The 24,348-nt window shown below is 42.8% G+C and carries 23 protein-coding genes; 21 read left to right on the top strand and 2 right to left on the bottom strand.

Translation table 11 applies throughout. The features are described from left to right. The first annotated feature begins 106 nt into the window (after window positions 1-106). The 20 genes from yfmF (at window position 107) to hfq (ending at window position 21,760) form a co-directional block, all read left to right on the top strand. Window positions 107-1,381: an EF-P 5-aminopentanol modification-associated protein YfmF gene (gene yfmF / locus MKZ26_RS21480; protein ID WP_340767479.1), complete on the top strand. Its 1,275-nt coding sequence runs from the start codon at window positions 107-109 to the stop codon at window positions 1,379-1,381. A gap of 2 nt (window positions 1,382-1,383) precedes the next feature. After that, entirely contained in the window at window positions 1,384-2,682 is a 1,299-nt protein-coding gene (gene yfmH, locus MKZ26_RS21485) for an EF-P 5-aminopentanol modification-associated protein YfmH (RefSeq protein ID WP_340767711.1), read from the top strand. Further along, window positions 2,679-3,413, top strand: coding sequence for an elongation factor P 5-aminopentanone reductase (ymfI, locus tag MKZ26_RS21490; protein WP_340767480.1), 735 nt, complete (start codon window positions 2,679-2,681; stop codon window positions 3,411-3,413). Before yfmH ends, ymfI begins: the two co-directional genes overlap by 4 nt. Before the next feature lie 285 nt (window positions 3,414-3,698). Beyond that, complete coding sequence (locus MKZ26_RS21495; RefSeq protein WP_067211096.1) at window positions 3,699-4,496, top strand: DUF3388 domain-containing protein; 798 nt, start codon at window positions 3,699-3,701, stop codon at window positions 4,494-4,496. Further along, on the top strand, window positions 4,471-5,379 hold the full coding sequence (locus MKZ26_RS21500; protein WP_340767481.1) for a helix-turn-helix domain-containing protein: 909 nt from the start codon (window positions 4,471-4,473) through the stop codon (window positions 5,377-5,379). The genes MKZ26_RS21495 and MKZ26_RS21500 overlap by 26 nt, the downstream gene beginning before the upstream one ends. A 50-nt stretch (window positions 5,380-5,429) precedes the next feature. Next, entirely contained in the window at window positions 5,430-6,008 is a 579-nt protein-coding gene (pgsA, locus tag MKZ26_RS21505; RefSeq protein WP_067211090.1) for a CDP-diacylglycerol--glycerol-3-phosphate 3-phosphatidyltransferase, read from the top strand. A gap of 14 nt (window positions 6,009-6,022) precedes the next feature. Next, window positions 6,023-7,276, top strand: a complete 1,254-nt coding sequence (locus MKZ26_RS21510) for a competence/damage-inducible protein A (protein ID WP_340767482.1) — start codon at window positions 6,023-6,025, stop codon at window positions 7,274-7,276. Window positions 7,277-7,452: 176 nt separating this feature from the next. After that, the gene (recA, locus tag MKZ26_RS21515) at window positions 7,453-8,511 is read left to right on the top strand and encodes a recombinase RecA (protein WP_067211085.1); all 1,059 of its coding nucleotides are present in this window, start codon (window positions 7,453-7,455) and stop codon (window positions 8,509-8,511) included. Window positions 8,512-8,757: 246 nt separating this feature from the next. After that, on the top strand, window positions 8,758-10,317 hold the full coding sequence (gene rny, locus MKZ26_RS21520; RefSeq protein WP_067211083.1) for a ribonuclease Y: 1,560 nt from the start codon (window positions 8,758-8,760) through the stop codon (window positions 10,315-10,317). 64 nt (window positions 10,318-10,381) lie between these two features. Next, the gene (locus tag MKZ26_RS21525; RefSeq protein ID WP_067214009.1) at window positions 10,382-11,179 is read left to right on the top strand and encodes a TIGR00282 family metallophosphoesterase; all 798 of its coding nucleotides are present in this window, start codon (window positions 10,382-10,384) and stop codon (window positions 11,177-11,179) included. An 86-nt stretch (window positions 11,180-11,265) separates the two neighbouring features. Further along, window positions 11,266-11,538, top strand: a complete 273-nt coding sequence (locus MKZ26_RS21530) for a stage V sporulation protein S (protein WP_067211081.1) — start codon at window positions 11,266-11,268, stop codon at window positions 11,536-11,538. A gap of 155 nt (window positions 11,539-11,693) precedes the next feature. After that, the gene (locus MKZ26_RS21535; protein ID WP_340767483.1) at window positions 11,694-11,858 is read left to right on the top strand and encodes a hypothetical protein; all 165 of its coding nucleotides are present in this window, start codon (window positions 11,694-11,696) and stop codon (window positions 11,856-11,858) included. A gap of 85 nt (window positions 11,859-11,943) precedes the next feature. After that, complete coding sequence (gene miaB / locus MKZ26_RS21540) at window positions 11,944-13,485, top strand: tRNA (N6-isopentenyl adenosine(37)-C2)-methylthiotransferase MiaB (RefSeq protein ID WP_340767484.1); 1,542 nt, start codon at window positions 11,944-11,946, stop codon at window positions 13,483-13,485. Then, on the top strand, window positions 13,485-13,916 hold the full coding sequence (locus MKZ26_RS21545; protein ID WP_067211076.1) for a RicAFT regulatory complex protein RicA family protein: 432 nt from the start codon (window positions 13,485-13,487) through the stop codon (window positions 13,914-13,916). The genes miaB and MKZ26_RS21545 overlap by 1 nt, the downstream gene beginning before the upstream one ends. A gap of 123 nt (window positions 13,917-14,039) precedes the next feature. Next, window positions 14,040-14,606, top strand: coding sequence for an outer spore coat protein CotE (gene cotE, locus MKZ26_RS21550; protein ID WP_231885693.1), 567 nt, complete (start codon window positions 14,040-14,042; stop codon window positions 14,604-14,606). Window positions 14,607-14,999: 393 nt separating this feature from the next. Beyond that, entirely contained in the window at window positions 15,000-17,567 is a 2,568-nt protein-coding gene (mutS, locus tag MKZ26_RS21555; protein ID WP_067211073.1) for a DNA mismatch repair protein MutS, read from the top strand. Between the two features lie 5 nt (window positions 17,568-17,572). Next, a complete protein-coding gene (mutL, locus tag MKZ26_RS21560) occupies window positions 17,573-19,396 on the top strand; it encodes a DNA mismatch repair endonuclease MutL (protein WP_340767712.1) in 1,824 nt (607 codons plus the stop codon). 233 nt (window positions 19,397-19,629) lie between these two features. Continuing rightward, a complete protein-coding gene (locus tag MKZ26_RS21565) occupies window positions 19,630-20,556 on the top strand; it encodes an alpha/beta hydrolase (protein ID WP_340767485.1) in 927 nt (308 codons plus the stop codon). After that, on the top strand, window positions 20,522-21,487 hold the full coding sequence (miaA, locus tag MKZ26_RS21570) for a tRNA (adenosine(37)-N6)-dimethylallyltransferase MiaA (RefSeq protein WP_445683467.1): 966 nt from the start codon (window positions 20,522-20,524) through the stop codon (window positions 21,485-21,487). Before MKZ26_RS21565 ends, miaA begins: the two co-directional genes overlap by 35 nt. A 45-nt stretch (window positions 21,488-21,532) precedes the next feature. Next, on the top strand, window positions 21,533-21,760 hold the full coding sequence (hfq, locus tag MKZ26_RS21575) for an RNA chaperone Hfq (RefSeq protein ID WP_067211068.1): 228 nt from the start codon (window positions 21,533-21,535) through the stop codon (window positions 21,758-21,760). Between the two features lie 298 nt (window positions 21,761-22,058). Here hfq and MKZ26_RS21580 read toward each other — a convergent pair whose 3' ends face one another. Together MKZ26_RS21580 and MKZ26_RS21585 are read right to left on the bottom strand one after the other, a co-directional pair. Continuing rightward, window positions 22,059-22,316 (bottom strand): hypothetical protein, encoded by a 258-nt coding sequence (locus tag MKZ26_RS21580; protein WP_340767486.1) that lies wholly within the window; start codon window positions 22,314-22,316, stop codon window positions 22,059-22,061. Continuing rightward, a complete protein-coding gene (locus MKZ26_RS21585; RefSeq protein WP_340767487.1) occupies window positions 22,300-22,899 on the bottom strand; it encodes a trimeric intracellular cation channel family protein in 600 nt (199 codons plus the stop codon). The genes MKZ26_RS21580 and MKZ26_RS21585 overlap by 17 nt, the downstream gene beginning before the upstream one ends. 145 nt (window positions 22,900-23,044) lie before the next feature. On the opposite strand from MKZ26_RS21585, the gene MKZ26_RS21590 reads away from it, so the two are divergent. Next, on the top strand, window positions 23,045-24,307 hold the full coding sequence (locus tag MKZ26_RS21590; RefSeq protein ID WP_340767488.1) for a methionine gamma-lyase family protein: 1,263 nt from the start codon (window positions 23,045-23,047) through the stop codon (window positions 24,305-24,307). Window positions 24,308-24,348: the final 41 nt, after the last annotated feature.

Raw genomic sequence — 24,348 nt, forward strand, 5'->3', positions numbered from 1 at the left:
TTTCATATAAGTTACGATGCATCCGCTAGTTTATTTGCATCTTTTGACTTATGGAATGTATAGTGAAGTGAGGATTCCGCATATTAACTAAAACAGAGGTGTTTATATGTTCAAAAAAGTTGAGCTACAAGAGGGCGTCACATTATATATCCGCAAGTCAGAACAGTTCAAAACTGTCAATTTCTCGGTCAAGTGGAAAACGGCTCTTGATGAAAAGAAATCGGCTCCTCGCGCAGTATTGGCGAATATTTTAGAAGAATCTAACGGTCGATATAGGTCACAAACTGAGTTCCGCAATGCGTTAGATGAATTATACGGCACAGTATTGTACACAGATGCTGGAAAACGTGGAGAAACGCATATCGTGTCTCTATCAGCTGAATGTGTAAATGACGAATATCTATCTGAAGGTGGCGTGCTTGAAGAAGTACTAAGCTTGATCAAGACAGTCATTTTTGACCCGAATGTCGTGGACGGACAGTTCGATGAAACAGTTGTTAACCGTGAAAAAAGGTCTGTGAAAGAGCGAATTCGTTCGCTTTACGATGACAAGACACGTTATGCTCAAAAGCGTATGCTTGAATTATTACGTCCCGATAGCGCCGCATCTGCACCGTCATATGGAACGGAAGAGGATGTAGATGCACTTACATCTGCAGACCTATTTGCAGCATACGAAAGTATGCTAAATGAAGATGAAATTGATATCTACATTGTCGGTGACATTGACGAAGATGAAATGACAGAAAAAATCAGGTCGCTATTAACATTCAATAGCCGTAAAGTGCATGAACGTCAAACTGCTACACAACAAACGGCGACTCAAGAAATGGAAGTCCGTCATGTTCGCGAAAAACAAGACATGAAACAAGGAAAACTCCATTTAGGCTTCACCACTCCAGTTACATTCCGTCACCCTGATTATGCGAAAATGCAAATGACAAACGGAGTTTTCGGCGGTTTTGCGCATAGTAAGCTTTTCATTAACGTCCGTGAAAAAGAAAGCATGGCGTATTACGCATCTAGTTCCTATTCTTCGCATTATGGACTTCTCTATGTAATGGCGGGAATTGATGCTGAACTGGAAGAAAAAGCCGTAAAACTTATTAGTGAACAACTTACTGCACTTCAACAAGGTGAAATTACAGACCTTGAAATGGAACAGACAAAAGCCTTACTTGCTAACGGTATTAAAAGTGCGTTTGATTCTGCAAGAGGACAGATTGAAGTATTTGATCAATACAAAGAGCTAGATGAAAATTTCACAGCAGATACAATCATTGCAGGCTGGGAATCCGTTACAAAAGACGATGTTAAAAATATGGCATCTGAAATTAAACTAGAAATCGTCTATCTGTTATCGGGCAAGGAGGCTAATTAATGATGAAGAATATTCACTTCGATAATTTACAGGAAACATTATATAATGAAAAACTCGACAATGGTTTGGACGTCTATATTTTACCGAAACGTGGATTTTCGAAAACATTCGTGACGTTCACGACTAAATATGGTTCAATCGACCGGACATTTATCCCGCGTGGAAAAACAGAGGAAGTGACAGTTCCTGATGGTATTGCCCATTTCCTTGAGCATAAAATGTTCGAAAAAGAAGATGGGGACGTATTCCAAAAGTTTAGTGTGCACGGTGCGTCTGCCAATGCGTTTACATCATTCACACGAACTGCTTATTTGTTCTCTGCTACGGATAAATTATATGACAATACTGAAATTCTTCTTGATTTTGTACAGGAGCCGTACTTCACGGAAAAGACTGTTGATAAAGAGAAGGGTATTATTGCCCAGGAAATAACGATGTATGATGATCAGCCGGATTGGCGTCTCTATTTCGGTACGATCGAAAACCTGTTTCATGAACATCCCGTGAAAATTGATATCGCTGGTACGGTCGCATCGATTCAAGATATCACGGCGGACTATTTGTATGAATGCTATGAAACGTTCTATCATCCGTCCAACATGGTGCTTTTCGTTGTAGGTGCTGTTGATCCGGAAGAGATGATGGCATTCATCAAGAAAAATCAAGATGCAAAAACATTCGATGATCCTGCAGAAATTGTACGTAGTTTCCCTACTGAAAAGGATACCGCAGCAATCACTGAGCGGAAGCTTGCAATGGACGTATCGAAGCCGAAATTGAATATTGGTATGAAATGTACTAATACAGATATTGATGGAGAAGAGATGCTCATTCAGGAACTTTCAGCGGGTCTAGTTCTGGATATCCTGTTTGGCAGATCATCCGAATTCTATACAGAAACGTATAATGATGGACTTATTGATGAGTCATTTTCTTATGATTTTACAATGGAGAATGGCTTCGGTTTCGCAATGATTGGTTCTGATACAGATCAGCCGGAACAACTCGAAAAAGCAATCCGAACAACTGTGAAAAAAACCGTTGAAACATGGCCAATCACGGACTTGGAACTTAATCGAATGAGGAAAAAGAAAATTGGTCAATTCATGCGTTCTTTGAATTCTCCGGAGTTTATCGCCAACCAGTTTACTCGCTATACGTTTAACAACATGAATTTGTTTGATGTTGTTCCAACACTTGAGAAATTAACGCTCGAAAATTTGAAAGATGCATTCCAAACGTTTTCGGATGAAAGCGGTTATACGGTCTATTCAATTGTTCCAGCTGATAAGGCAGAATGACGGAACAGAAATACTGCGTTGTACTTGGTGCATCAGGTGGAATAGGCGATGCGATTAGTCGAACATTAGCGGCTGCAGGCTGGTCGCTATTCCTTCATTACAATGAAAATGCTGCACATGCTACTCTTTTGAAGCAGGAACTGAGTATGACCTATCCGCAATTGAGTTTTAAAACAGTCCAAGCAGATTTCAGTGCACAAGATGGAGCAGAATTACTCGTCCAACAAGTTCGAACTATTAGTGCTGTTGTTGTCGCAAATGGGCAATCGATGATGAAACTGTTAACGGAAACAAGCACTGAAGACATGGATGCATTATGGAAAGTCCATGTACAAAACCCAGCACGATTTATAAGTCTGGTATCTCCACAATTACGTAAGTTTGAGCAATCGTACGTTGTCATGATTGGCTCGATATGGGGTAATACGGGGGCGGCAGGAGAAGTGATGTACTCCGCTGTGAAGGGGGCGCAACACGCATTTGTGAAAGCATACGCGAAAGAAGCCGCCTTTTCAGGAATACGCGTCAACGCTGTGGCACCTGGGTGGATAGAAACGCGAATGACTAGTGACATACCATTAGATGAACGACAGATGGTTATCGATGAAATACCACTTATGAGTTCCGGGACACCAGCACATGTCGCTGAAGCAGTTAATTTCCTGTTGAGCGGCAAGGCGGATTATATGACAGGTGAAATTATGAAAGTGAACGGCGGCTGGTATATTTAATTTAATTCAGTTTAAGCCTCCGGTGATAGCACGAATTTTGAAGTGCGTGGAAAGGCAACAAGGGGGGATGTAGTTCAATCCTGCCCCGTAGCATACCTGCATCATGGAGGCATGCAAGCGCAATTCAAAATTTGTACGCAATGTAATTGATTGGGGAAGGGGATTAAAACAATCCCCTTTTTCCTTTTCATAATGCATTTAATCAGCTATCATAGAACTATATTACTTCTTGTGCGTCATATAGTAGTGCGTGTTCAAAAAAAAGGACAAAGGAGTGTGTGTCTGATGGGTGAATGGTATCTTGAATATGAAATTCAGGTTAACCGGCCTGGCCTTCTGGGTGATATTTCGTCGTTGCTCGGAATGTTGCGCGTGAACATTGTTACAATTAATGGTGTTGATGGCGGACATCGTGGAATGCTGCTACGAACTGACAACGACGACCAGATTGCGCGTTTTGAACAAATCGCCGAGACGATGGAAACGATTCATGTAATAAAAATCCGTGAGCCAAAGTTGCGCGATATTCTAGCGGTCAGGCACGGACGTTATATACAGCGTGATGCAGACGAAAGGAAAACATTCCGTTTCCTTCGAAATGACCTTGGGATTCTTGTTGATTTCATGGCTGAAATATTCAAACAGGAAGGCCATAAATTGATTGGTGTTCGCGGGATGCCACGAGTAGGGAAGACGGAATCAGTCGTCGCGGCCAGCGTTTGTGCTAATAAAAAGTGGATATTCCTTTCATCGACGATGATTAAGCAAACGTTGCGGAAAAATTTAGCGGGCGATGAGTTTTCAAAAGATAATATCTTCATCTTGGATGGTATCGTTACGCGTAAGGCGGAGGACGAACGTCACATGCAACTTGTCAGGGAAATGATGCGAATGCCCTCTATAAAAGTTGTGGAGCATCCGGATATGTTTGTTCAGCACTCGGAATACAGTATTGAAGACTTTGATTATATTATTGAATTAAGAACAGAACCAGATCAAGAAATTACATATGAAATGATGGAAAAAAACCATATGATGTCCGACCATGGAATAACGGATGGATCGGGTTTATTCAACTTCTGATAGGCAGGTGTTTTTGGTGACCGGATTAGGTGATCGTCTCAAGCAGGCGAGAATGGCTAAAGGATTTACATTGGATGATTTACAGTCAATAACGAAAATACAGAAACGGTACCTCTCCGGTATCGAAAATGAAGATTACAGCATGATGCCTGGATCTTTTTATGTACGGGCATTCATCAAACAATATGCAGAGGCAGTAGGTCTAGATTCTGATGAAATGCTATCTATGTATAAAAATACGTCTCCTGAAGTGCCATCCAAGGAAGAGGCGGGTCAGCGTGCTTCGTCGACATTGACACGTAAAAGAGGTTTAAGAAATAATGATCAGTTAAATGAAATGATGCCGAAAATCATCGTCGCTTTATTTATTATCGTTATAGTGGTTGTTATTTGGACCCTCTATCAAGGGTCATCTGGCAAGAAAGATGATGTGAATGGCGTCGAAACGAATCAACCGGTAATAATGGAAAATAGTAAACCAACTCCTCCTAAGAAAGACACGGAAAAAGTAGAAGAAAAGCCTGTGGAGGAAGAGGTAGAACCGGAAAAACCGGAACAGACTTTAGCTTTTGAAAGCGCAAGCGGAGAAACATCAGTGTACGGACTAACTGGAGCAGAATCGTTCAAACTTGAAATCCGTTTAACCGGGGGATCTTGGATTGGTGTAAAAGATAATTCCGGAAAAGAATGGATGACACCTGCACGTATTATGGTAGCAGGGGAATCGATTGAATTTGATGTGACGGCTACCGAATCTGTACGAATCCGTGTTGGGCGTCCTAAGTCTACAGAAATATATGTCAACGGAGTGTTACTTGAATACGGTGTGCCACCACAGGATACTGTTCCACAAAATATTATGATTGAATACAAGAAAGAGTAATAGTCATCTACTTTAGATGACTATTTTCTTTGAAAGGAAAGGTGTATTTTATGAATTTGCCAAACAAAATAACCGTATCACGCGTTCTGCTCATTCCAGTTTTTATGGTTTTCATGCTAGTTGATTTTAAATTGGGCACTATAACTATCGCTGGTACAGAAATGATGAAAGAACATTTAATCGGTGGACTTATTTTTATTATTGCATCTATAACAGATTGGCTTGATGGGTATATCGCTCGGAAAAATAATCTTGTTACCAATATGGGGAAATTTTTGGATCCGCTGGCGGACAAATTGCTTGTTTCTGCTGCTTTGATCATACTTGTTGAACTTGGAATAGCACCGTCATGGATTGTCATCATTATTATTAGCCGGGAATTCGCTGTGACGGGTCTTAGGCTTATCCTTGCAGGCGGCGGGGAAGTCGTAGCGGCCAACCAGCTCGGGAAAATTAAAACGGTGGCACAAATCTTAGCCATTACTTCGCTGTTGTTGAATAATATATTTTTCGAGTCGATTGGTGTACCATTCGGTGTCATCATGCTTTACATCGCGCTCTTCTTTACAATTTGGTCAGGTTTCGATTACTTCTATAAAAACAGACGTGTACTGGTTGATTCAATGTAAGGGGATGAGTAGCTATGAAGGCAGAAATTATTGCAATTGGCTCAGAGTTATTACTTGGACAAATTACGAATACGAACGCTAAATTCATTTCGTTAAAACTCGCAGAAATTGGTATCGATGTTCATTATCAGACGGTTGTGGGCGACAACCCGGATCGTTTGGATGAAGTGATTGAAATTGCAATGAAACGTGCAGATATTCTAATCTTTACAGGCGGACTTGGACCGACGAAAGATGACATGACAAAAGAAACCATCGTGAAACATATCGGTACAACATTAGTCAGCGATGACGAGGCACTTCTTTATATTCAGCAATATTTCGAACGTAGCGGTAGGGTTATGACGGAGAATAATAAGAAACAGGCACTAGTGTTTAAAGGCGCGAAAGTCTTAGCAAACCGAAAAGGAATGGCACCCGGAATGGCTGTTGAAAAGGATGAAGTACGCTATATCCTTCTCCCAGGTCCACCGCATGAAATGGAGCCGATGTTTACGGACGAGGCGATTCCTTATTTGTTAGGTGTTACTGGCAAACAGGAAGTTATCACATCGCGAGTTCTGAAGTTTTACGGTATTGGGGAGGCGGAGCTTGAACACCGGATTCAATCTGTTTTGGAAAAACAAACGAATCCGACAGTTGCGCCGCTGGCAACAGCTGACGCCGTCACATTGCGCCTCACTGCAAAAGCACAAACGACCGATGCAGCGTTGAAGCTGATTGCGCCTATAGAAGAGGAGATACGTTTACTAGTTGGAGACTACATCTACGGAACTAATGATGATACATTGGCATCCAAAGCTGCAGAACTTCTCATTCGAAACGGTTGGACACTAGCTGCTGCGGAAAGTCTGACGGCAGGCCTATTTATGGCAGAACTGGCCGGTGAACCAGGGATTAGTTCGTCACTAGAAGGTGGCATTGTCGTCTACAATGAGAAATCGAAAGTGGAACAACTTGGTATTGAGCAGTCCCTACTTGCGGAGTATGGTGTCGTCAGTGCAGAATGCGCGGCTGCCCTTGCGGTAAACGTGAAACGAACGTTCAAATCGGATATTGGAATTGGTTTAACAGGTGCGGCTGGTCCAGATCCACATGATGGGAAGCCAGTCGGCACTGTGTGGATAGGTATCGCTTCTACGAATGCAGAGACAGAGACATTTAAGTTGTTACTATCAGGTTCAAGAAACGCAAACCGTCTCAGAGCAGCAAGATTTGCGCTCTATTATCTGATTAAACACCTAACTACAAAAGAAGGCCAAAGTTAAGATTTAAGCCGATTTCTCAATTAAAAATGTTAAACACCCAGGTATTCTCACTTATAAATTTAATTCGAGAAAATTAATCGAATAAATGTTCGCTTTTTGATTGAGTATTTCTCATTAAAGGAGTATACTAGAGGTAGTAAGAAAAACAGAAACATTACCTTGAGGGAGGAAATAAATTGAGCGATCGTAAAGCCGCCTTAGAAATGGCGTTAAAACAAATAGAAAAGCAGTTTGGTAAAGGATCTATTATGAAACTGGGTGAAAAAACAAACCTGGAAGTTGAAACTTCTTCTACGGGCTCCCTTGCACTTGATGCTGCACTCGGCATAGGCGGATATCCACGCGGCCGTGTCATTGAAATATACGGACCTGAAAGTTCTGGTAAAACGACTGTTGCCCTTCATGCCATTGCAGAAGTACAAGCAGCTGGAGGAACTGCTGCATTCATCGATGCTGAACATGCGCTCGATCCGATTTATGCGCGTAAGTTAGGCGTTAACATCGATGAATTATTACTTTCTCAGCCTGACACGGGAGAGCAAGCGCTTGAAATCGCTGAAGCGCTTGTACGAAGCGGTGCAGTTGATATTTTTGTCGTGGACTCCGTTGCGGCGCTTGTACCTAAAGCAGAGATTGAAGGCGAGATGGGAGATTCGCATATCGGGTTACAAGCCCGACTTATGTCACAAGCATTGCGTAAACTTTCCGGCGCCATTAATAAGTCAAACACAATCGCGATATTCATTAACCAAATCCGTGAAAAAGTCGGCGTTATGTTCGGAAGCCCTGAAGTAACTCCAGGCGGGCGCGCATTGAAGTTCTACTCTTCAGTACGCCTAGATGTAAGACGTGGAGAAGCGATTAAACAAGGCAATGACATAGTGGGAAATAAAACACGAATCCGCGTTGTGAAAAATAAAGTTGCACCTCCGTTTAAAACAGCGGAAGTGGATATTATGTACGGAGAAGGAATTTCTCGAGAAGGAGAAATTATCGACCTTGGTGCCGAAGCCGAAGTTGTCCAGAAGAGTGGATCTTGGTATTCCTATGAAGGAGAACGACTCGGACAGGGACGAGAGAATTCGAAACAATTCTTGAAAGAAAACCCGGATATCCGTTCGGAAATCGCCAACAAAATTCGTGAATCATATGGACTTGCAAGCTCAAACTATGTGATTGGTGCTCATGAAGTAGACGAAGACGAAGAGTTGGAACTGCTACTTGGTGAAGAATAAGTTAAACAAAAAGCCGATTCGTCCTCTTAGTAGGGCGTGATCGGTTTTTATATATTCTCCGAAAAAACTATTATTATTCCAAGAATAATGTGTCTCAAAGACCTGTGTATCCTTGACATGTCAAATTTACATAGATACAATTAGAATTGTATAATTTCATTCCATTGAAATGAATTTGGCAGTATGTTGTACGTTGATATATGAGCCGACTGAAAATGAAAAGAATAGCAAGAGGAGGTGACCTGGATGTCATTAGGATTGATTATCTCCGCTTTGCTCGGTCTGCTCGTTGGTGCCGTTGTTACCTATTTCTTTAATAAGAAAGTGAACGATTCAAAAGTGAGTGGTGCCAAATTTACGGCAGAACAAATCGTCGAAGAGGCGAAGCGTGAAGCGGATGCTCTTAAAAAAGAGGCACTACTAGAAGCGAAGGATGAAACTCACAAACTGAGAATTGAAGCGGAATCAGAGATCCGTGAACGAAGGGCGGAACTGCAAAAACAAGAAAGCCGTCTTTTGCAACGGGAAGAAAATCATGACCGTAAAGATGAAGCTCTCAATAAAAGAGACGCAGGTCTGGAGCGCAAAGAAGAAGCGCTTACCGGAAGACAACAGCATATCGAACAGATGGAACAAAAAGCGGAAGAACTTGTTTCGGTTCAGAAAACTGAACTTGAAAAGATATCATCACTGACACGTGATGAGGCGAAAAGGCTCATCCTTAGTGAAGTGGAGAAAGAACTTGCTACAGATATCGCTGTAATGACAAAAGAGTCAGAGCAACGAGCAAAAGAGGAATCGGATAAAAAATCGCGTGAAATCCTTTCCATCGCTTTACAACGTTTTGCAGCAGACCACGTTGCTGAAACGACTGTGTCGGTAGTTAATCTACCGAACGATGAAATGAAGGGCCGTATTATCGGTCGTGAAGGACGTAATATCCGAACACTCGAAACGTTGACAGGAATTGACCTAATAATCGACGATACTCCAGAAGCGGTCATCTTGTCAGGCTTTGATCCGGTACGTCGGGAAACTGCACGACTTGCATTAGAGAAACTTGTACAAGATGGACGAATTCACCCAGCACGCATTGAAGAGATGGTTGATAAATCGAGACGTGAAGTGGACGAACTCATCCGCGAAACTGGAGAACAGACAACTTTCGATATTGGCATTCATAATCTACACCCAGATCTTATTAAAATCATCGGAAGATTGCGTTTCCGCACAAGTTATGGCCAAAACGTCTTGAAGCATTCAACAGAAGTTGCTTATCTAGCAGGTTTATTGGCGGCAGAACTTGGAGAAGATGTTACGCTTGCACGACGTGCCGGACTCCTTCATGATATCGGAAAAGCGATTGACCATGAAGTAGAAGGAAGTCACGTTGAAATTGGTGTTGAACTTGCAACGAAATACAAAGAACATCCTGTTGTTATTAACAGTATCGCATCCCATCATGGGGATACTGAAGCGACATCAGTCATTGCCGTATTGGTTGCAGCAGCAGATGCATTATCCGCTGCAAGACCAGGAGCGCGCAGTGAAACACTTGAAAATTATATCCGCAGACTGAAAAAACTTGAAGAGATTTCTGAATCGTACGACGGTGTGGAGAAATCATTTGCCATCCAGGCAGGACGCGAAGTTCGAATTATTGTCCGCCCAGACCAAATCGATGATATTACAGCCCATCGTCTAGCACGAGATATCCGGAAACGGATTGAAGAAGAGCTCGATTATCCAGGACATATTAAAGTAACGGTCATCCGTGAGACACGGGCGGTCGAATACGCAAAATAAAGAAAAGGGGGTTTCCGTGCATTTCGGTCCGGGAGCCTCTTTTTCTATTGGGAGAGATTATTTTATGAGAGTATTATTTATAGGTGATATTGTAGGATCGCTAGGACGAGATATGGTATTTGACTATTTACCACGACTCAAAAGGAAGTATAACCCTGATGTTATTATTGCGAACGGGGAAAATGCAGCAGCCGGGAGAGGAATCACAAAAGCGATATTCGATGACCTGCTCCGTGCTGGAGTAGATGTTGTAACAATGGGTAATCATACATGGGACCAAAAAGAGATTTACGATTTTATCGATGATACAGATTACCTTATCCGTCCTGCGAACTTTTCAGATGAAGCACCTGGTAAAGGGATGACGACAATTTCACGTAATGGTGTGACATTATCTATCATCAATTTGCATGGCCGGACATTTTTACCTCCGCACGGCGATCCGTTTGAAAAGGCAGAGGAATTGGTAGCGGAAGCAAGAGAGATTTCACCGCTTGTCTTCGTCGATTTCCATGCCGAAGCGACAAGTGAAAAAATCGCAATGGGTTGGCATCTTGATGGGAAGGCATCTGTTGTTGTAGGGACGCACACGCATGTCCAGACAGCGGATGACCGCATTCTACCAGGAGGAACAGCCTATTTAACTGACGCTGGCATGACGGGCCCTTACGATGAAATCCTGGGTATGAAAAAAGAAGACGTCATCTATCGTTTCCGTACGAATTTACCAGTTCGTTTTGAAGTTCCTAAATCAGGACGTACCCAATTGAACGGACTCTTTGCAGTATTAGATGATGAAACAGGAAAAGCTATCAGAGTTGAACGTGTTGCCATCAATGCTGACCGTACATTCAAAGGCTGACATGCGTCTAAACATCACCTCCGAATCATAGGATGGTTTATGGAGATTTCCGATCCATAGACACCGAAAAATAAGGAGGAATCATGTTGAACCCATTGAAAGTATCATCTCGCTCGAATCCGAATTCTGTTGCAGGAGCACTCGTTGCAGTTATCCGGGACCAGGGATACGCAGAAATGCAGGCAGTAGGTGCTGGTGCCTTAAATCAGGCAATAAAGGCAATTGCAATTGCACGTGGATTCGTCGCTCCAAGTGGCGGAGATCTCATCTGTGCACCCGCTTTCACTGATATCGAGATTAACGGTGAAGGACGTACAGCATTGAAATTACTTGTTGAAAAACGACAGCGTAATATGTAAATTAGAAAGAGTCAGGACCACAGGATAAATTAATATCCTGTGGTCTTTTTAGTTGTATCACGAGAGAAAGTTCTTTTTTTTGAAGATAAGACTAAGTTTTTAGCTTTGAATGGTGTCTAGGCTTCAGGCGCCAGACGCTCGGAGGCTAACAGGATGTGAGTCACGCAGCTGTTGCCGCAGGACGCGGTGCACTTAGGCTGGGTTCCTTGAAAGCCAGCCCAGCTATGCAGCAAAGAACGCCGTTCCGTCTTATGCCTGTCGCGTCTAAAACGGCGCCTTCCGCTTTTCATAACTGTGACAAACAACCGACAAAGCTTTGACTTCTTGTACAGGTGGTCAACAATTAAGTATAATGAAATCATACGTTAAAATTCCCAAGGCTTTGTATGAAAGGGGACAAGTTAAATGAACGAGGAACAGCGATTGAATGAAGGACTAGTGAAGCCGAATCAAGCAAAAACTGCTGACAAGGACTATAGCCACTATTTTCAGACAGCCTACGCACCACCTTCTTTGAAAGACGCTAAAAAACGTGGCAAAGAAGAAATCGCTTACTACGATAACTTTGAAATTGACGAGCGTTTCCGTGAGATGGGGGCGAATCGGAAGTTTTATATACGGACATATGGTTGCCAAATGAATGAACATGACACAGAAGTGATTGCTGGTATTTTAATAGGCCTTGGATATGAACCGACAGACACCGTTGAGGATGCGAATGTCGTGTTGCTCAATACATGTGCCATTCGTGAAAATGCCGAAAACAAAGTGTTTGGGGAGCTAGGTCATTTACAATCGTTGAAAAGAAGAAATCCTGACGTCTTAATCGGCGTATGTGGTTGTATGTCGCAAGAAGAATCAGTTGTTAATAAAATTCTTAAAAAGTATGATCAGGTTGATATGATTTTCGGAACACATAACATCCACAGGTTACCCCATATTTTAAATGAGGCCTATTTATCAAAAGAAATGGTCATAGAAGTGTGGTCAAAAGAAGGTGATATTATTGAGAACCTTCCAAAAGTCCGTCACGGAAACATTAAGGCTTGGGTCAACATTATGTATGGCTGCGACAAGTTTTGTACGTATTGCATCGTGCCATACACGAGGGGCAAGGAACGAAGCAGACGTCCGCAAGATATTATCCAGGAAGTACGGCAGTTAGCGGCAGAGGGCTATAAGGAAATTACATTGCTTGGTCAGAACGTTAACGCGTACGGAAAAGATTTTGACGAGACGAGTTATCGTTTTGGCGATTTAATGGATGATTTAAGCAAAATCGACATACCGAGAATCCGTTTCACAACTAGCCATCCCCGTGATTTCGATGACCATCTAATCGAAGTGCTGGCGAAGGGCGGCAATCTAGTCGATCATATTCACCTTCCTGTTCAATCGGGTTCCAGCGACATATTGAAAATTATGGCGCGAAAATATTCACGTGAACATTATCTTGAGCTCGTGGGGAAAATTAAAAAAGCGATACCGAACGTTACATTAACGACGGATATTATCGTTGGGTTCCCGAATGAAACGGACGAGCAATTCGAAGAGACAGTATCCTTGTACAGGGAAGTTGGTTTCGACATTGCTTACACGTACATTTATTCGCCACGGGATGGCACGCCGGCTGCAAAAATGGCTGACAATATTCCGATGGACGTGAAAAAAGAGCGTTTACAGCGATTAAATAAAGTCGTCAATGAATTATCCGCAGAAGCGATGAAACCTTACAAAGGTAAAATCGTTGAGGTACTTGTTGAAGGCGAAAGTAAGCGTAATCCGGAAGTTCTCGCTGGATATACGGAGAAGAGCAAACTCGTCAATTTCAAAGCACCCCAATCTGTAATTGGTAAAATAGTCAATGTGAAAATAATAGAGGCCAAAACATGGTCACTCGACGGTGAGTTTATCGGCGTAGTAGAAAAGGAAAAGGTGATGTCATAATGGAAAAGTTATATTCAAAAGATGAAATTATCGCAAAAGCACGCGAGATCGCAGTAATGATTGCGAACACAGAACAAGTGGAGTTTTTCAAGCGGGCAGAAGAGCAAATTAATGAAAATCAAAAAATCCGTGAAAATATTGCAAGCCTAAAATCATTGCAAAAGCAGGCAGTCAATTTCCAACAGTACGGAAAAGAAAGAGCGTTGGGTATCATTGAAGGTAAAATCGAAAAAATCCAAGGTGATATTGACGAAGTTCCTATTGTTCAGGAATTTAAACAATCACAAGGCGAAGTGAATGATTTACTTCAACTTGTATCGAACACAATCGCAAATACTGTCACAGATGAAATCATCAAAGCGACAGATGGCGATGTAAGACGTGGAGAAACAGGTTCTTATATAAAAAATACGACATATGAAAAACTATAAGTAAGTATACCAATCGGTGGGAAAATATTTCCTTCCGATTTTTCTCACTCTCTGGGCTTCTGTTGCATAAGATGGATTGAAGCGAATGGAGGAGGAATCGAACTGAAAAACTTACGTCAGATCGTGACGAAGACGGTTATTGCCAAGGGGAAGAAGCGGACTGAGACGACTGTGACACTGAAGCCGCCAAATAGTCCGACGAGTATACTCGGATGTTGGGTCATCAACCATACACATCAGGCGAAAAAGGTCGGTAAATTCATCGAAGTTACCGGTAAGTTCGACGTCAATGTTTGGTATTCCCATCAAGAACATTCAAAGACATCTGTGTTTACGGAGTCAATTCCTTACAAGGACCGGATTCGTTTGCATTATCGAGACGAGCCGACATCTGGGCATGAAGAAGTCATCGTTGATGTTATCCAGCATCCGAACTGTACAGAAGCGGTTATTTCGGAATGTGGTGAAAAGTTCTGCATTACGATCGAACGAGAATTGATGGCAGAAGTTGTTGGCGAAACAAAAGTCTGTATTACGGTACATCCACAAAGTTTTGAAGAGGAATGGTCATTCCGTGATGAATCATCATCACATGATCATGACCACAGTCCAGGACATGAGCAAGCGCAAGTGCGGGGCAGTGACCAAGGGCATAGTCAGAAACAAGGTAGAGAATCATCGTCATTTTGAGAGCCGGCAAACACTACCGGCTTTTTTTCTTTTTGATGGATTTCGTGGGTGGGCAGGTACGCACCCTTCATAGCCGAAGTTTATGATGATAAATGTGTAGTTGCCATTAGAAATGCAAAGTTGAGATTAGAGCTGTGAAGTTGCGGTTAGAATCGTAAAGTTGCAATTAGAATGGTGGAGTTGCAGTTAGAATCGAAATGTTGCAATTTGAATTAACGAAGTTGAATTAACGAAGTTGAATTAACGAAGTTGCAATTACACAAATACCGGACTCTTCGTTGTCCGGTATTTGCTTAGATTTTTGAAGACCGTAAAAATCACGCAGAACTTGGGCTCTTCGTTGCCCAAGTTTGTTATAATAATAAAAAATAGAATTTGTAGCGAGGTTAAAAAATGACAACACACACACCAATGATCCAACAATATTTAAAAGTGAAATCCGAACATAAAGATGCCTTTCTGTTTTTTAGATTAGGCGATTTCTATGAACTGTTTTTCACGGATGCGGAAGAAGCATCTCAAATTCTTGAAATTACATTAACCAGTCGGGATTCTGGGAGTCGCGATCGGATTCCAATGTGCGGTGTACCCTATCATGCGGCTGCAGGTTATATAGAAACGCTCGTACGTAAAGGGCATAAAGTGGCTATTTGTGAGCAGACGGAAGATCCAAAAGAAGCGAAAGGCATCGTCAAAAGAGAAGTCGTTAAAATCATTACCCCTGGTACGATGACTGAAGGAAAAACAATTGATGCGAACACGAATCATTTCATCGGATCGGCTGACATTATTGATGGCAATAAGTATGCACTCGCTTATCTTGACCTAGCAACTGGTGAAGGTAAAGTGGAGTCTGTGGAAGGCGACGAGCGGACGCTGATTGCCGAAATCGAGGCACTGGGTATGAAAGAAGTCGTTGTCGATGAAGGACTGCATCTCGCTCTCAGTGATAGCATGGCGAAACGCAGTATTGTATTGTCCATCGAGTATGGCGAGGAACAGTTCGAAATGGAGAATCTTTTTGGTGCAATTCCGAACGAGGTCAAGGAAGCATGTAGCATGCTTGTATCTTATGTTAGGCGCACACAGAAAACGGCACTCGATCATATACGTCCATTCGAATTTATCCAGAAACAAACGAAACTATCCATTGATGCCAATTCAATGCGTAATCTGGAACTCATCCAATCAATTCGCAATGGTAGCAAGGATGGCACGCTTTACTGGTTGCTTGACGAGACTGTTACAGCGATGGGCGCCCGTAAATTAAAAATGTGGATTCATCAGCCATTAGCTGAGAAAAGAGCCATTGAAAATCGACTGGATGCAGTAACTGAACTTATTGAAGAGTTTTTTCTGCGGGATGAATTGAAGACAAGCCTAAAAGAAGTATACGATTTAGAGAGACTCGCTGGGCGAATTTCAATGGGAAGTGCGAGTGGAAGGGATCTTGCACAACTTCGTAACTCACTCCGTCGTGTCCCAAACATCAAAAAAGCACTTCATGAATCAGAAAGACCGTTACTAAATCAGTTTTCCGAACGAATTGACGGTTGCGAAGAAGCGCTACACATTCTTGAACTAGCAATTGCTGAAAATCCGCCACTATCCGTTAAAGAAGGCGGCATCATCAAGGATGGCTACGATGAAAAACTCGACCAATACCGTGATGCTTCAAAAAATGGTAAGGCGTGGCTTGCAGAACTTGAACGCGAGGAACGCGAGCGGACAGGCATTAAATCGTTAAAAATAGGATACAACAGAATATTCGGCTATTATATAGAGATTACGAAATCCAATATCCACCTTGCCGATTTGGAACGATATGAAAGAAAGCAGACGCTTGCGAATGCTGAACGTTACATAACTCCTGAGCTAAAAGAGAAGGAAGATCTTATCCTCAATGCGGAAGCGGGAGGACTAGAGCTAGAGTATCAGTTATTCAGTAAGGTTCGGGATTCCATGAAAACACATATTAGGCATATTCAGCATCTTGCAAGTGTCTTAAGCGAACTGGATGTCCTTCTTTCATTCGCAGCGGTTTCGGAAAAGCGTAACTACGTAAAACCAGTATTTCACGATGGAAAAGCATTGGAAATCAAGAACGGGCGTCATCCGGTCGTTGAAAAGATGATTGACCATTCTCTTTATGTTCCTAATAACTGCAAATTGACTGATGAAGCGAATATGTTGCTTATCACGGGACCAAATATGTCCGGTAAAAGTACATACATGCGGCAAGTAGCGCTCATTGTCGTGATGGCGCAGATTGGCTGCTACGTACCTTGCGATCAGGCGTCACTTCCTGTTACCGATCAAATATTCACAAGAATTGGTGCAGCGGATGACCTAGCTTCAGGACAAAGTACATTTATGATGGAAATGATGGAATCTCAATTCGCAATCGCAAATGCAACTGCACAAAGTCTTCTCCTTTTTGATGAAATCGGACGCGGTACTTCAACATATGATGGTATGGCATTAGCGCAGGCGATGATGGAACATATTCACAATGAAATTGGAGCGAATACACTGTTTTCTACCCATTATCATGAGCTGACCAATTTGGATAATGAACTATCTCGACTTGAAAATGTTCATGTCGCTGCAATGGAACAGGATGGAAAAGTCGTCTTTCTCCATAAAGTGATGGCGGGGCCGGCTGATAAAAGTTACGGAATTTACGTTGCGGATCTTGCAGGTCTACCCGAATCGCTTCTCAACCGAGCAAAAACATTACTCACTACATTTGAAAATGTGGAAAAACGAACGGTTCATGAAGATGAACCAACGCAATTGAACTTTTTTGATATTCAACACGATGAGCAGGTTACCTTGTCGGCAGAAGAGCAAGATGTGCTGACTAATCTGAACGATGCTGATCTACTTAATATGACACCGTTCCAGGCACTGCAATACATCCATGAATTGAAAGAAAAGCTCAGACCTAAGAAAGGGTGAGACCGATAGACATCATCAAAGTGATGGACGATACGCTGTCCAATAAAATCGCTGCGGGCGAAGTCGTCGAACGTCCTGCTTCCATCGTGAAAGAGCTCGTTGAAAATGCGATTGATGCAGAAAGTACTGTGATTGAAATTGGACTTGAGGAAGCCGGTCTACTGACAATTCGTGGAACAGATAACGGCAATGGCATGTCTAAAAAAGATGCTGTTCAAGCGTTTGAGCGGCATGCAACAAGTAAGATATCAAATGACCATGATTTATTCCGAATTCGAACGCTTGGGTTCCGGGGAGAAGCACTTGCGAGTATTGCATCCGTGTCCAAGATAATTATGTGGACTTCTGACGGAGAAACAGAAGGCACAGAAGTCCAAATTGACGGAGGTCGACTTGTCAAACATGATAATGCGGCATTCCGCAAAGGAACGGACATTACTGTTTCTCAATTGTTTTTCAATACGCCTGCACGACTAAAATATATGAAAACAATTCAAACAGAACTGGGCCATACAATCGATCTCGTCAATCGACTTGCACTAAGCCATCCTACAATCGCGTTTAAACTTTCGCATTACAGTCAAGTACTATTGCAGACAGCAGGAAGCGGAGATCAACGCCGTGTGCTTTCAGATATTTACGGTATAGCTGTCGCCCGTAAAATGGTGAGCTTCGCGGGCGAGAATGCGGATTACAAAGTTTCAGGTCATGTAACTTTGCCCGAAATGACACGTGCGTCAAGAAACTATATGACGTTAATCGTCAATGGCAGATGGGTGAAGAGCAATGCAATCAATCATGCAATTCTAGATGCATTCCATACGTATTTGCCGATTGGACGCTCTCCAATCTCGGTTATCAACGTTGAAGGGGATCCCTATTTGACAGACGTCAATGTGCATCCTTCCAAACAACATATCCGCATGAGTAAAGAGGGCGAGTTACTGGCGCTCATTAAAGAATCTATCCAGAAGGCTATTCGGAAAAACACAATCGTTCCTGACGCTATAAAAAAAGAACCTGCCAAGAAAAATCAATCTGAGCAAGTAAATATGTGGAATCAATTCCGAACAGAAAGGCCAACAACAGTGGTAGCACCGTCAGCACCGTCAATGAAACCACTAGAAAAACCAACGTACGATTCTTATGATCTACCTGAAAATGATCCCGTTGAACAAACGCCTTGGATGGTCAATGAACCGCAGATTGCCCTAGAAGAAGTTGAACAACAAGAAGTAGATAAAAAATTCCCGGCTCTAGCGCCAGTAGGGCAGGTTCATGGTACCTATATTGTTGCGCAAAATGAAGACGGTTTCTTCATGATTGACCAACACGCAGCCCAAGAACGAATAAAGTATGAGTTTTTTAGGGATAAATTGAGTGAGACGGATAATGAAGAACGTCAAATGTTACTAATTCCTCTTATGTTCCATTACTCAGCAGACGAGAAAACGAAAATTGAGGAAAACATGAGTATGTTGCAGGAAGTCGGTATCTTCCTAGAGGAGTTTGGACCTTCTTCCTATGCAGTAAAAGAATATCCATCTTGGTTTCCAACAGGAGAAGAGACGGTTATCATCGAAGATATTATTGAGCAAGTGTTGACTACACGAAAAATTGATATCGGTAAATTGCGTGAAGAAGCAGCCATTATGATGAGTTGTAAACGCTCCATCAAAGCAAATCACCATTTGACACTAGCAGATATGGAAAGGCTGTTGAATGATCTATCTGCAGTCGACAATCCATTTACTTGTCCACATGGCAGGCCGGTGCTTATCCATTTCACGACGTATGAACTGGAAAAAATGTTCAAACGAGTGATGTAGAAAGCAGATTGAAGAAGTATATTCGTACTACCTGTGTAATCGTGCTGAATGCATGTACACGTGGATTGTTTGAGTCGCTAGCCCAAGGATTCGAAACTTAGCGTCAGAGACCTCTAACCGGTCTTCAGAGGTGATTTGCCGTACTAAATATTACGGAAACGTAACTGGAACGCGATATTCCCTATCAAAATGTTCATATTGATCGAGACAAAAGCGAAGGACGGTACATTCCAATGAGAGAAGCGACACTTGAAATGTCAGATGGTTTTTTAATTCATGCCATCGTGATGAAACCAGAAGGTAATCCGGTTGGACATATCCATCTTCTTCACGGCATGTCCGAACATATTGGCAGATATGTAGAATTTGCATACTATCTCGTGGAGAAAGGATATATCGTATCTGGTCACGACCACCGGGGACATGGCAAGACGGCAAAAATGAACGGAATGAAAGGGCATTTTGCCGATGAAGACGGATTTGACCACGTTGTTCAGGATGCTTTCGAAGTCATTTCGAAACTCCGGGAGCAGTATCCATCCCCGCGTTTCATTCTGTTCGGTCATAGTATGGGATCGTTCGTCGCACGGAGATATGTCCAACTCCACGGCAATGAAGTTGACCAGGCAATATTTTCAGGAACAGGCGGAGACCCTGGTGCAAGCCGCTTCGCAGGGCAGGCAGTTGCTTACATGCACGGCAAGAAAAACGGTTTTGATCAGCCAGATAATTTCCTGAACAAACTCGTTTTTGGTGGTTTTAATAAGTCGGTTCATCAACCGAAAACGCCATTTGACTGGCTTTCCACCGATACTGAAGCCGTTGAGAAGTATCTGATTGACCCTGCTTGTGGAGTAGTCCCAACCACCCGTTTTTTTGCGGATTTATTCAAAGGACTTGGAGAAATCCATGACATAGATGAAATAAATAAAATCCCTAAAAAACTTCCTATTATCCTCTTTTCAGGGAGTGAAGATCCGGTAGGTGACAGTGGAAAAGGGGTTTGGAGTGTAGCAAAGCAATACAATAAGGCGGGCCTAGAAGATGTTACGGTACTTTTGTTTGAAGGTGGCAGGCATGAAATGCTCCATGAAAAGAACCGTCAACACGTATTCAAAACCGTTTATGACTGGATTGAAAAAAATGAGCAAATATCCTGAAGTAATCGCAATCGTCGGACCAACAGCATCTGGAAAGACGTCGTTAAGTATTGAACTTGCCAAAATAATTGGCGGGGAAGTCATTAATGGTGATGCGATGCAAGTATACAAAGGGCTTGATATTGGGACAGCCAAAATCACAGAAGAAGAGATGAATGGCATCCCGCATCATTTATTCGATGTAAAAGAACCGAATGAACCTTTTTCTGTTGCAGAGTACCAAACGGATGTACGAAAGTGGATAAAAGATATACAGGGCCGTGGAAAAACGCCAATCATCGTAGGGGGGACCGGATTATACATTCAATCCGTACTGTTCGATTTCCGTTTTACAGAAGAAGCGGCGGATCTAGAAGTAAGGAAACGCTTGGAGCAGGAACTTGCTGAAAAAGGGGCCGCATATCTGTATGAAAAACTGGTTGAGCTTGACCCGGTGAGTGCTGAAAAAATTCACCCGAATAATCATCGCCGGCTTGTTCGAGCGCTTGAAATCATTGAAGTTACAGGTAAAACAAAGGAAGATCATGAAGACGACGCAGGACACGCATCTCTTTATGACCATCTCATTGTTGGTCTTGAAATGGACCGGGATGTGCTCTATGAACGGATTGGTCTCCGTGTCGACATAATGATGGAGAAAGGTCTTCTAGAGGAAGCGAAACGATTATGGGATGAAGAAATTCGTGGCGTACAATCTGTACAAGCGATTGGCTATAAAGAACTTCATCAATATATCGAAGAGAAGTTGTTACTAGACGACGCTGTTGAATTAATTAAAAAAAATACGCGTAACTACGCAAAACGGCAAATGACCTATTTCCGCAACAAACTGGACATCAGCTGGTTCGATGCAGAATTGGGAACTACTGAAATTGTAAATAGAATTTTGGCAATCTTGAAGGGTTTCGATAATCCGGGTCGAATAAAGTAAGTGGAGCACTAGAAATATAGCTATGACAACTGGAGGATTCGGCGTATGAAACAGGTTAACATGCAAGAAACGTTTTTAAACTCGTTACGAAAGAATAATACATTTGTAACAGTATTCTTACTGAATGGATTTCAATTGAAAGGACTTATTAAATCGTATGACAATTACACCGTCTTGCTTGAGTCGGACGGCAAGCAACAACTAATTTATAAACATGCGATCTCCACATATGTCCCAACGAAACCAGTAATTTTAAAAGACGAAACGGAATAACCAAAAGCGGAAGCGCCTGGTCAGAGGCGGCAGACATAAGACGTGCCGACGAAGCGGCGTTCTTTGCCGCATAGTTGGACCGACTTATGACCGAGCCTCTAGGCGCTGGAGTCTAGACGTAACCAAAAGCGAAAGCGCCTGTAACAAATGAATGTAGCTTAAGTGCGCCACTTCCTGTGGCAACAGCTACATGACCCACATCCTGTGGGCCCGCGGCAGACATAAGACGTGCCGACGAAGCGGCGTTTTTTGCCGCATAGTTGGAGCGACTTATGACCGAGCCTCTAGGCGCTGGAGTCTAGACGTAACCAAAAGCGGAAGCGCCTGTAACAAATGAATGTAGCTTAAGTGCGCCACTTCCTGTGGCAACAGCTACATGACCCACATCCTGTGGGCCCGCGGCAGTCATAAGACGTGCCGACGAAGTGGCGTTCTTTGCCACATAGCCTGACCAGCTTATGACCGAGCCTCTAGGTGCCCGAAGTCTAGACGTAACCAAAAGCGGAACAGGGAGTAAAATCCCCGTTCCGCTTTTGGTTTTAATGAATTTTTCCATTTGGCAATTTCCATTGGAAAACAAGCGAGAAAATACGTAGACCAGCTGTCACCACAAGTAACGCATAAAGTGCCAGATCACTCTTGAATAGGCCGAGCCCGACTATAAGGCCGGCAAGTGCTGCCCACACTGCGTAGATGTCCCGTTTAAAGACCAGTGGTTTTCTACCTGCTAACAGATCACGGATGACACCGCCACCCGCTCCTGTTAGAACTGCTGCAACCATAACTGCATAAATTGACATGTTCAGTGATATGGCCAGCATGGCGCCTTGAATGGCGAATGCAGCCAATCCAATTGCATCAAAGTAATTACCCCATCTATTCCAATGCGAAAGAAGATACCTAGAAAAAAAGAAAATAATGGTTATCAAAATACTTGCTACAAAAAATAAGAATTGCTGATCCCATAATACAGAGACAGGCACACCTATTAAAACATTACGAACGGCACCACCGCCAAAAGCAGTGACCATACCCAATATATAAACGCCAAAAATATCATATTCCTCTTCCATCGCAACAATTGCGCCCGAGATAGCGAATGCTGCCGTACCGATAAAACTAAAAACATCCCAAGCCACTTCATTTCCTCCATTCAATATACCCTTAAGAATTCTAACAGATAACAATTAATAATCAATGACGAAAACCTTGTAAACGTTGACCTCTACGGACAGACTGATAAGATAATGAAGTGACTATTTAATGAAATGAGGAATACCAATTATGTTTACAGAACAAGACGACCTTTTATTTGAGAATGCGGAAGCAATCGAAGAGAAACTTGCACCATTTTTCAAAGGTATCGAAAAAACTGCCTTTTACAATCAACGGAAAGTACTCGCTGCGTTCCGTAAAAATACGGTGAGCGATTTTCACCTGACTGGCTCAACAGGTTACGGCTATGATGACGCGGGCCGAGATGTATTGGAACAAGTATACGCTGACGTTTTTGGAGCAGAAGATTGCCTAGTACGCAATCAAATTATATCTGGAACACATGCTATTTCAATCAGTCTTTTCGGAATCCTGCGACCAGGTGATGAACTCCTTTATATTACAGGGAAACCTTATGACACATTGGACTCCATTGTTTCTGGAAAAGGGAAAGACACGGGTTCACTGCATGATTATGGCATCACCTATAAACATATCGATTTGAATGAAGATGGTACAGTCGATTTTGCAGAAGTCGCTAAAAACATTCACAGTAAGACGAAAATGATTGGTATCCAGCGGTCAAAAGGCTATTCAGACCGTCCATCTTTCATGGTGGATGAAATCGGTGAAATGGTACGTAAAGTGAAGGCCATCAATCCTGACCTCGTTGTGTTTGTTGACAACTGTTACGGCGAATTTGTCGAGGAACAAGAGCCGATTCAAGTCGGTGTTGACTTAATGGCAGGTTCACTGATCAAAAATCCAGGTGGAGGACTCGCAAGAACGGGTGGTTATATCGCTGGGCGTGCAGACCTAGTTGAAAAGTGTGCATACCGGATGACTTCACCAGGTCTAGGGGCAGAAGCCGGGGCATCGCTGGATACGCTGCGGGAAATGTACCAAGGATTTTTCCTAGCGCCGCATGTTGTCAGTCAAGCCGTAAAAGGAGCGCTTTTCACCGCAGCACTTCTAGAAAGTTTCGGACTCAACACATCGCCGCATTACACAGAAAAAAGAACTGATCTAATTCAGTCGGTATCCTTTGAAAATGCCGATCAAATGATTGCGTTCTGTCGGTCAATTCAAGAAAACTCACCTATCAATGCGCACTACGCCCCTGAGCCGTCGTATATGCCCGGCTACACCGACGATGTCATCATGGCGGCAGGGACATTCATCCAAGGCTCCAGCATCGAACTGACGGCAGACGGCCCCATCAGACCGCCCTATACGGCGTATGTCCAAGGTGGCTTGACGTACGAGCATGTAAAAGTAGCTGTGTTGTCCTCAATTGGTAAATTAGTTAAGGAAAACTTAATCGGGAATTAAATTTAACGAACTGTCATGGCAATCGGCGAAACTGTGAGGGC

The sequence above is a fragment of the Sporosarcina sp. FSL K6-6792 genome, assembly GCF_038004885.1.
GTDB classification, from domain to species: Bacteria; Bacillota; Bacilli; order Bacillales_A; family Planococcaceae; genus Sporosarcina; species Sporosarcina psychrophila.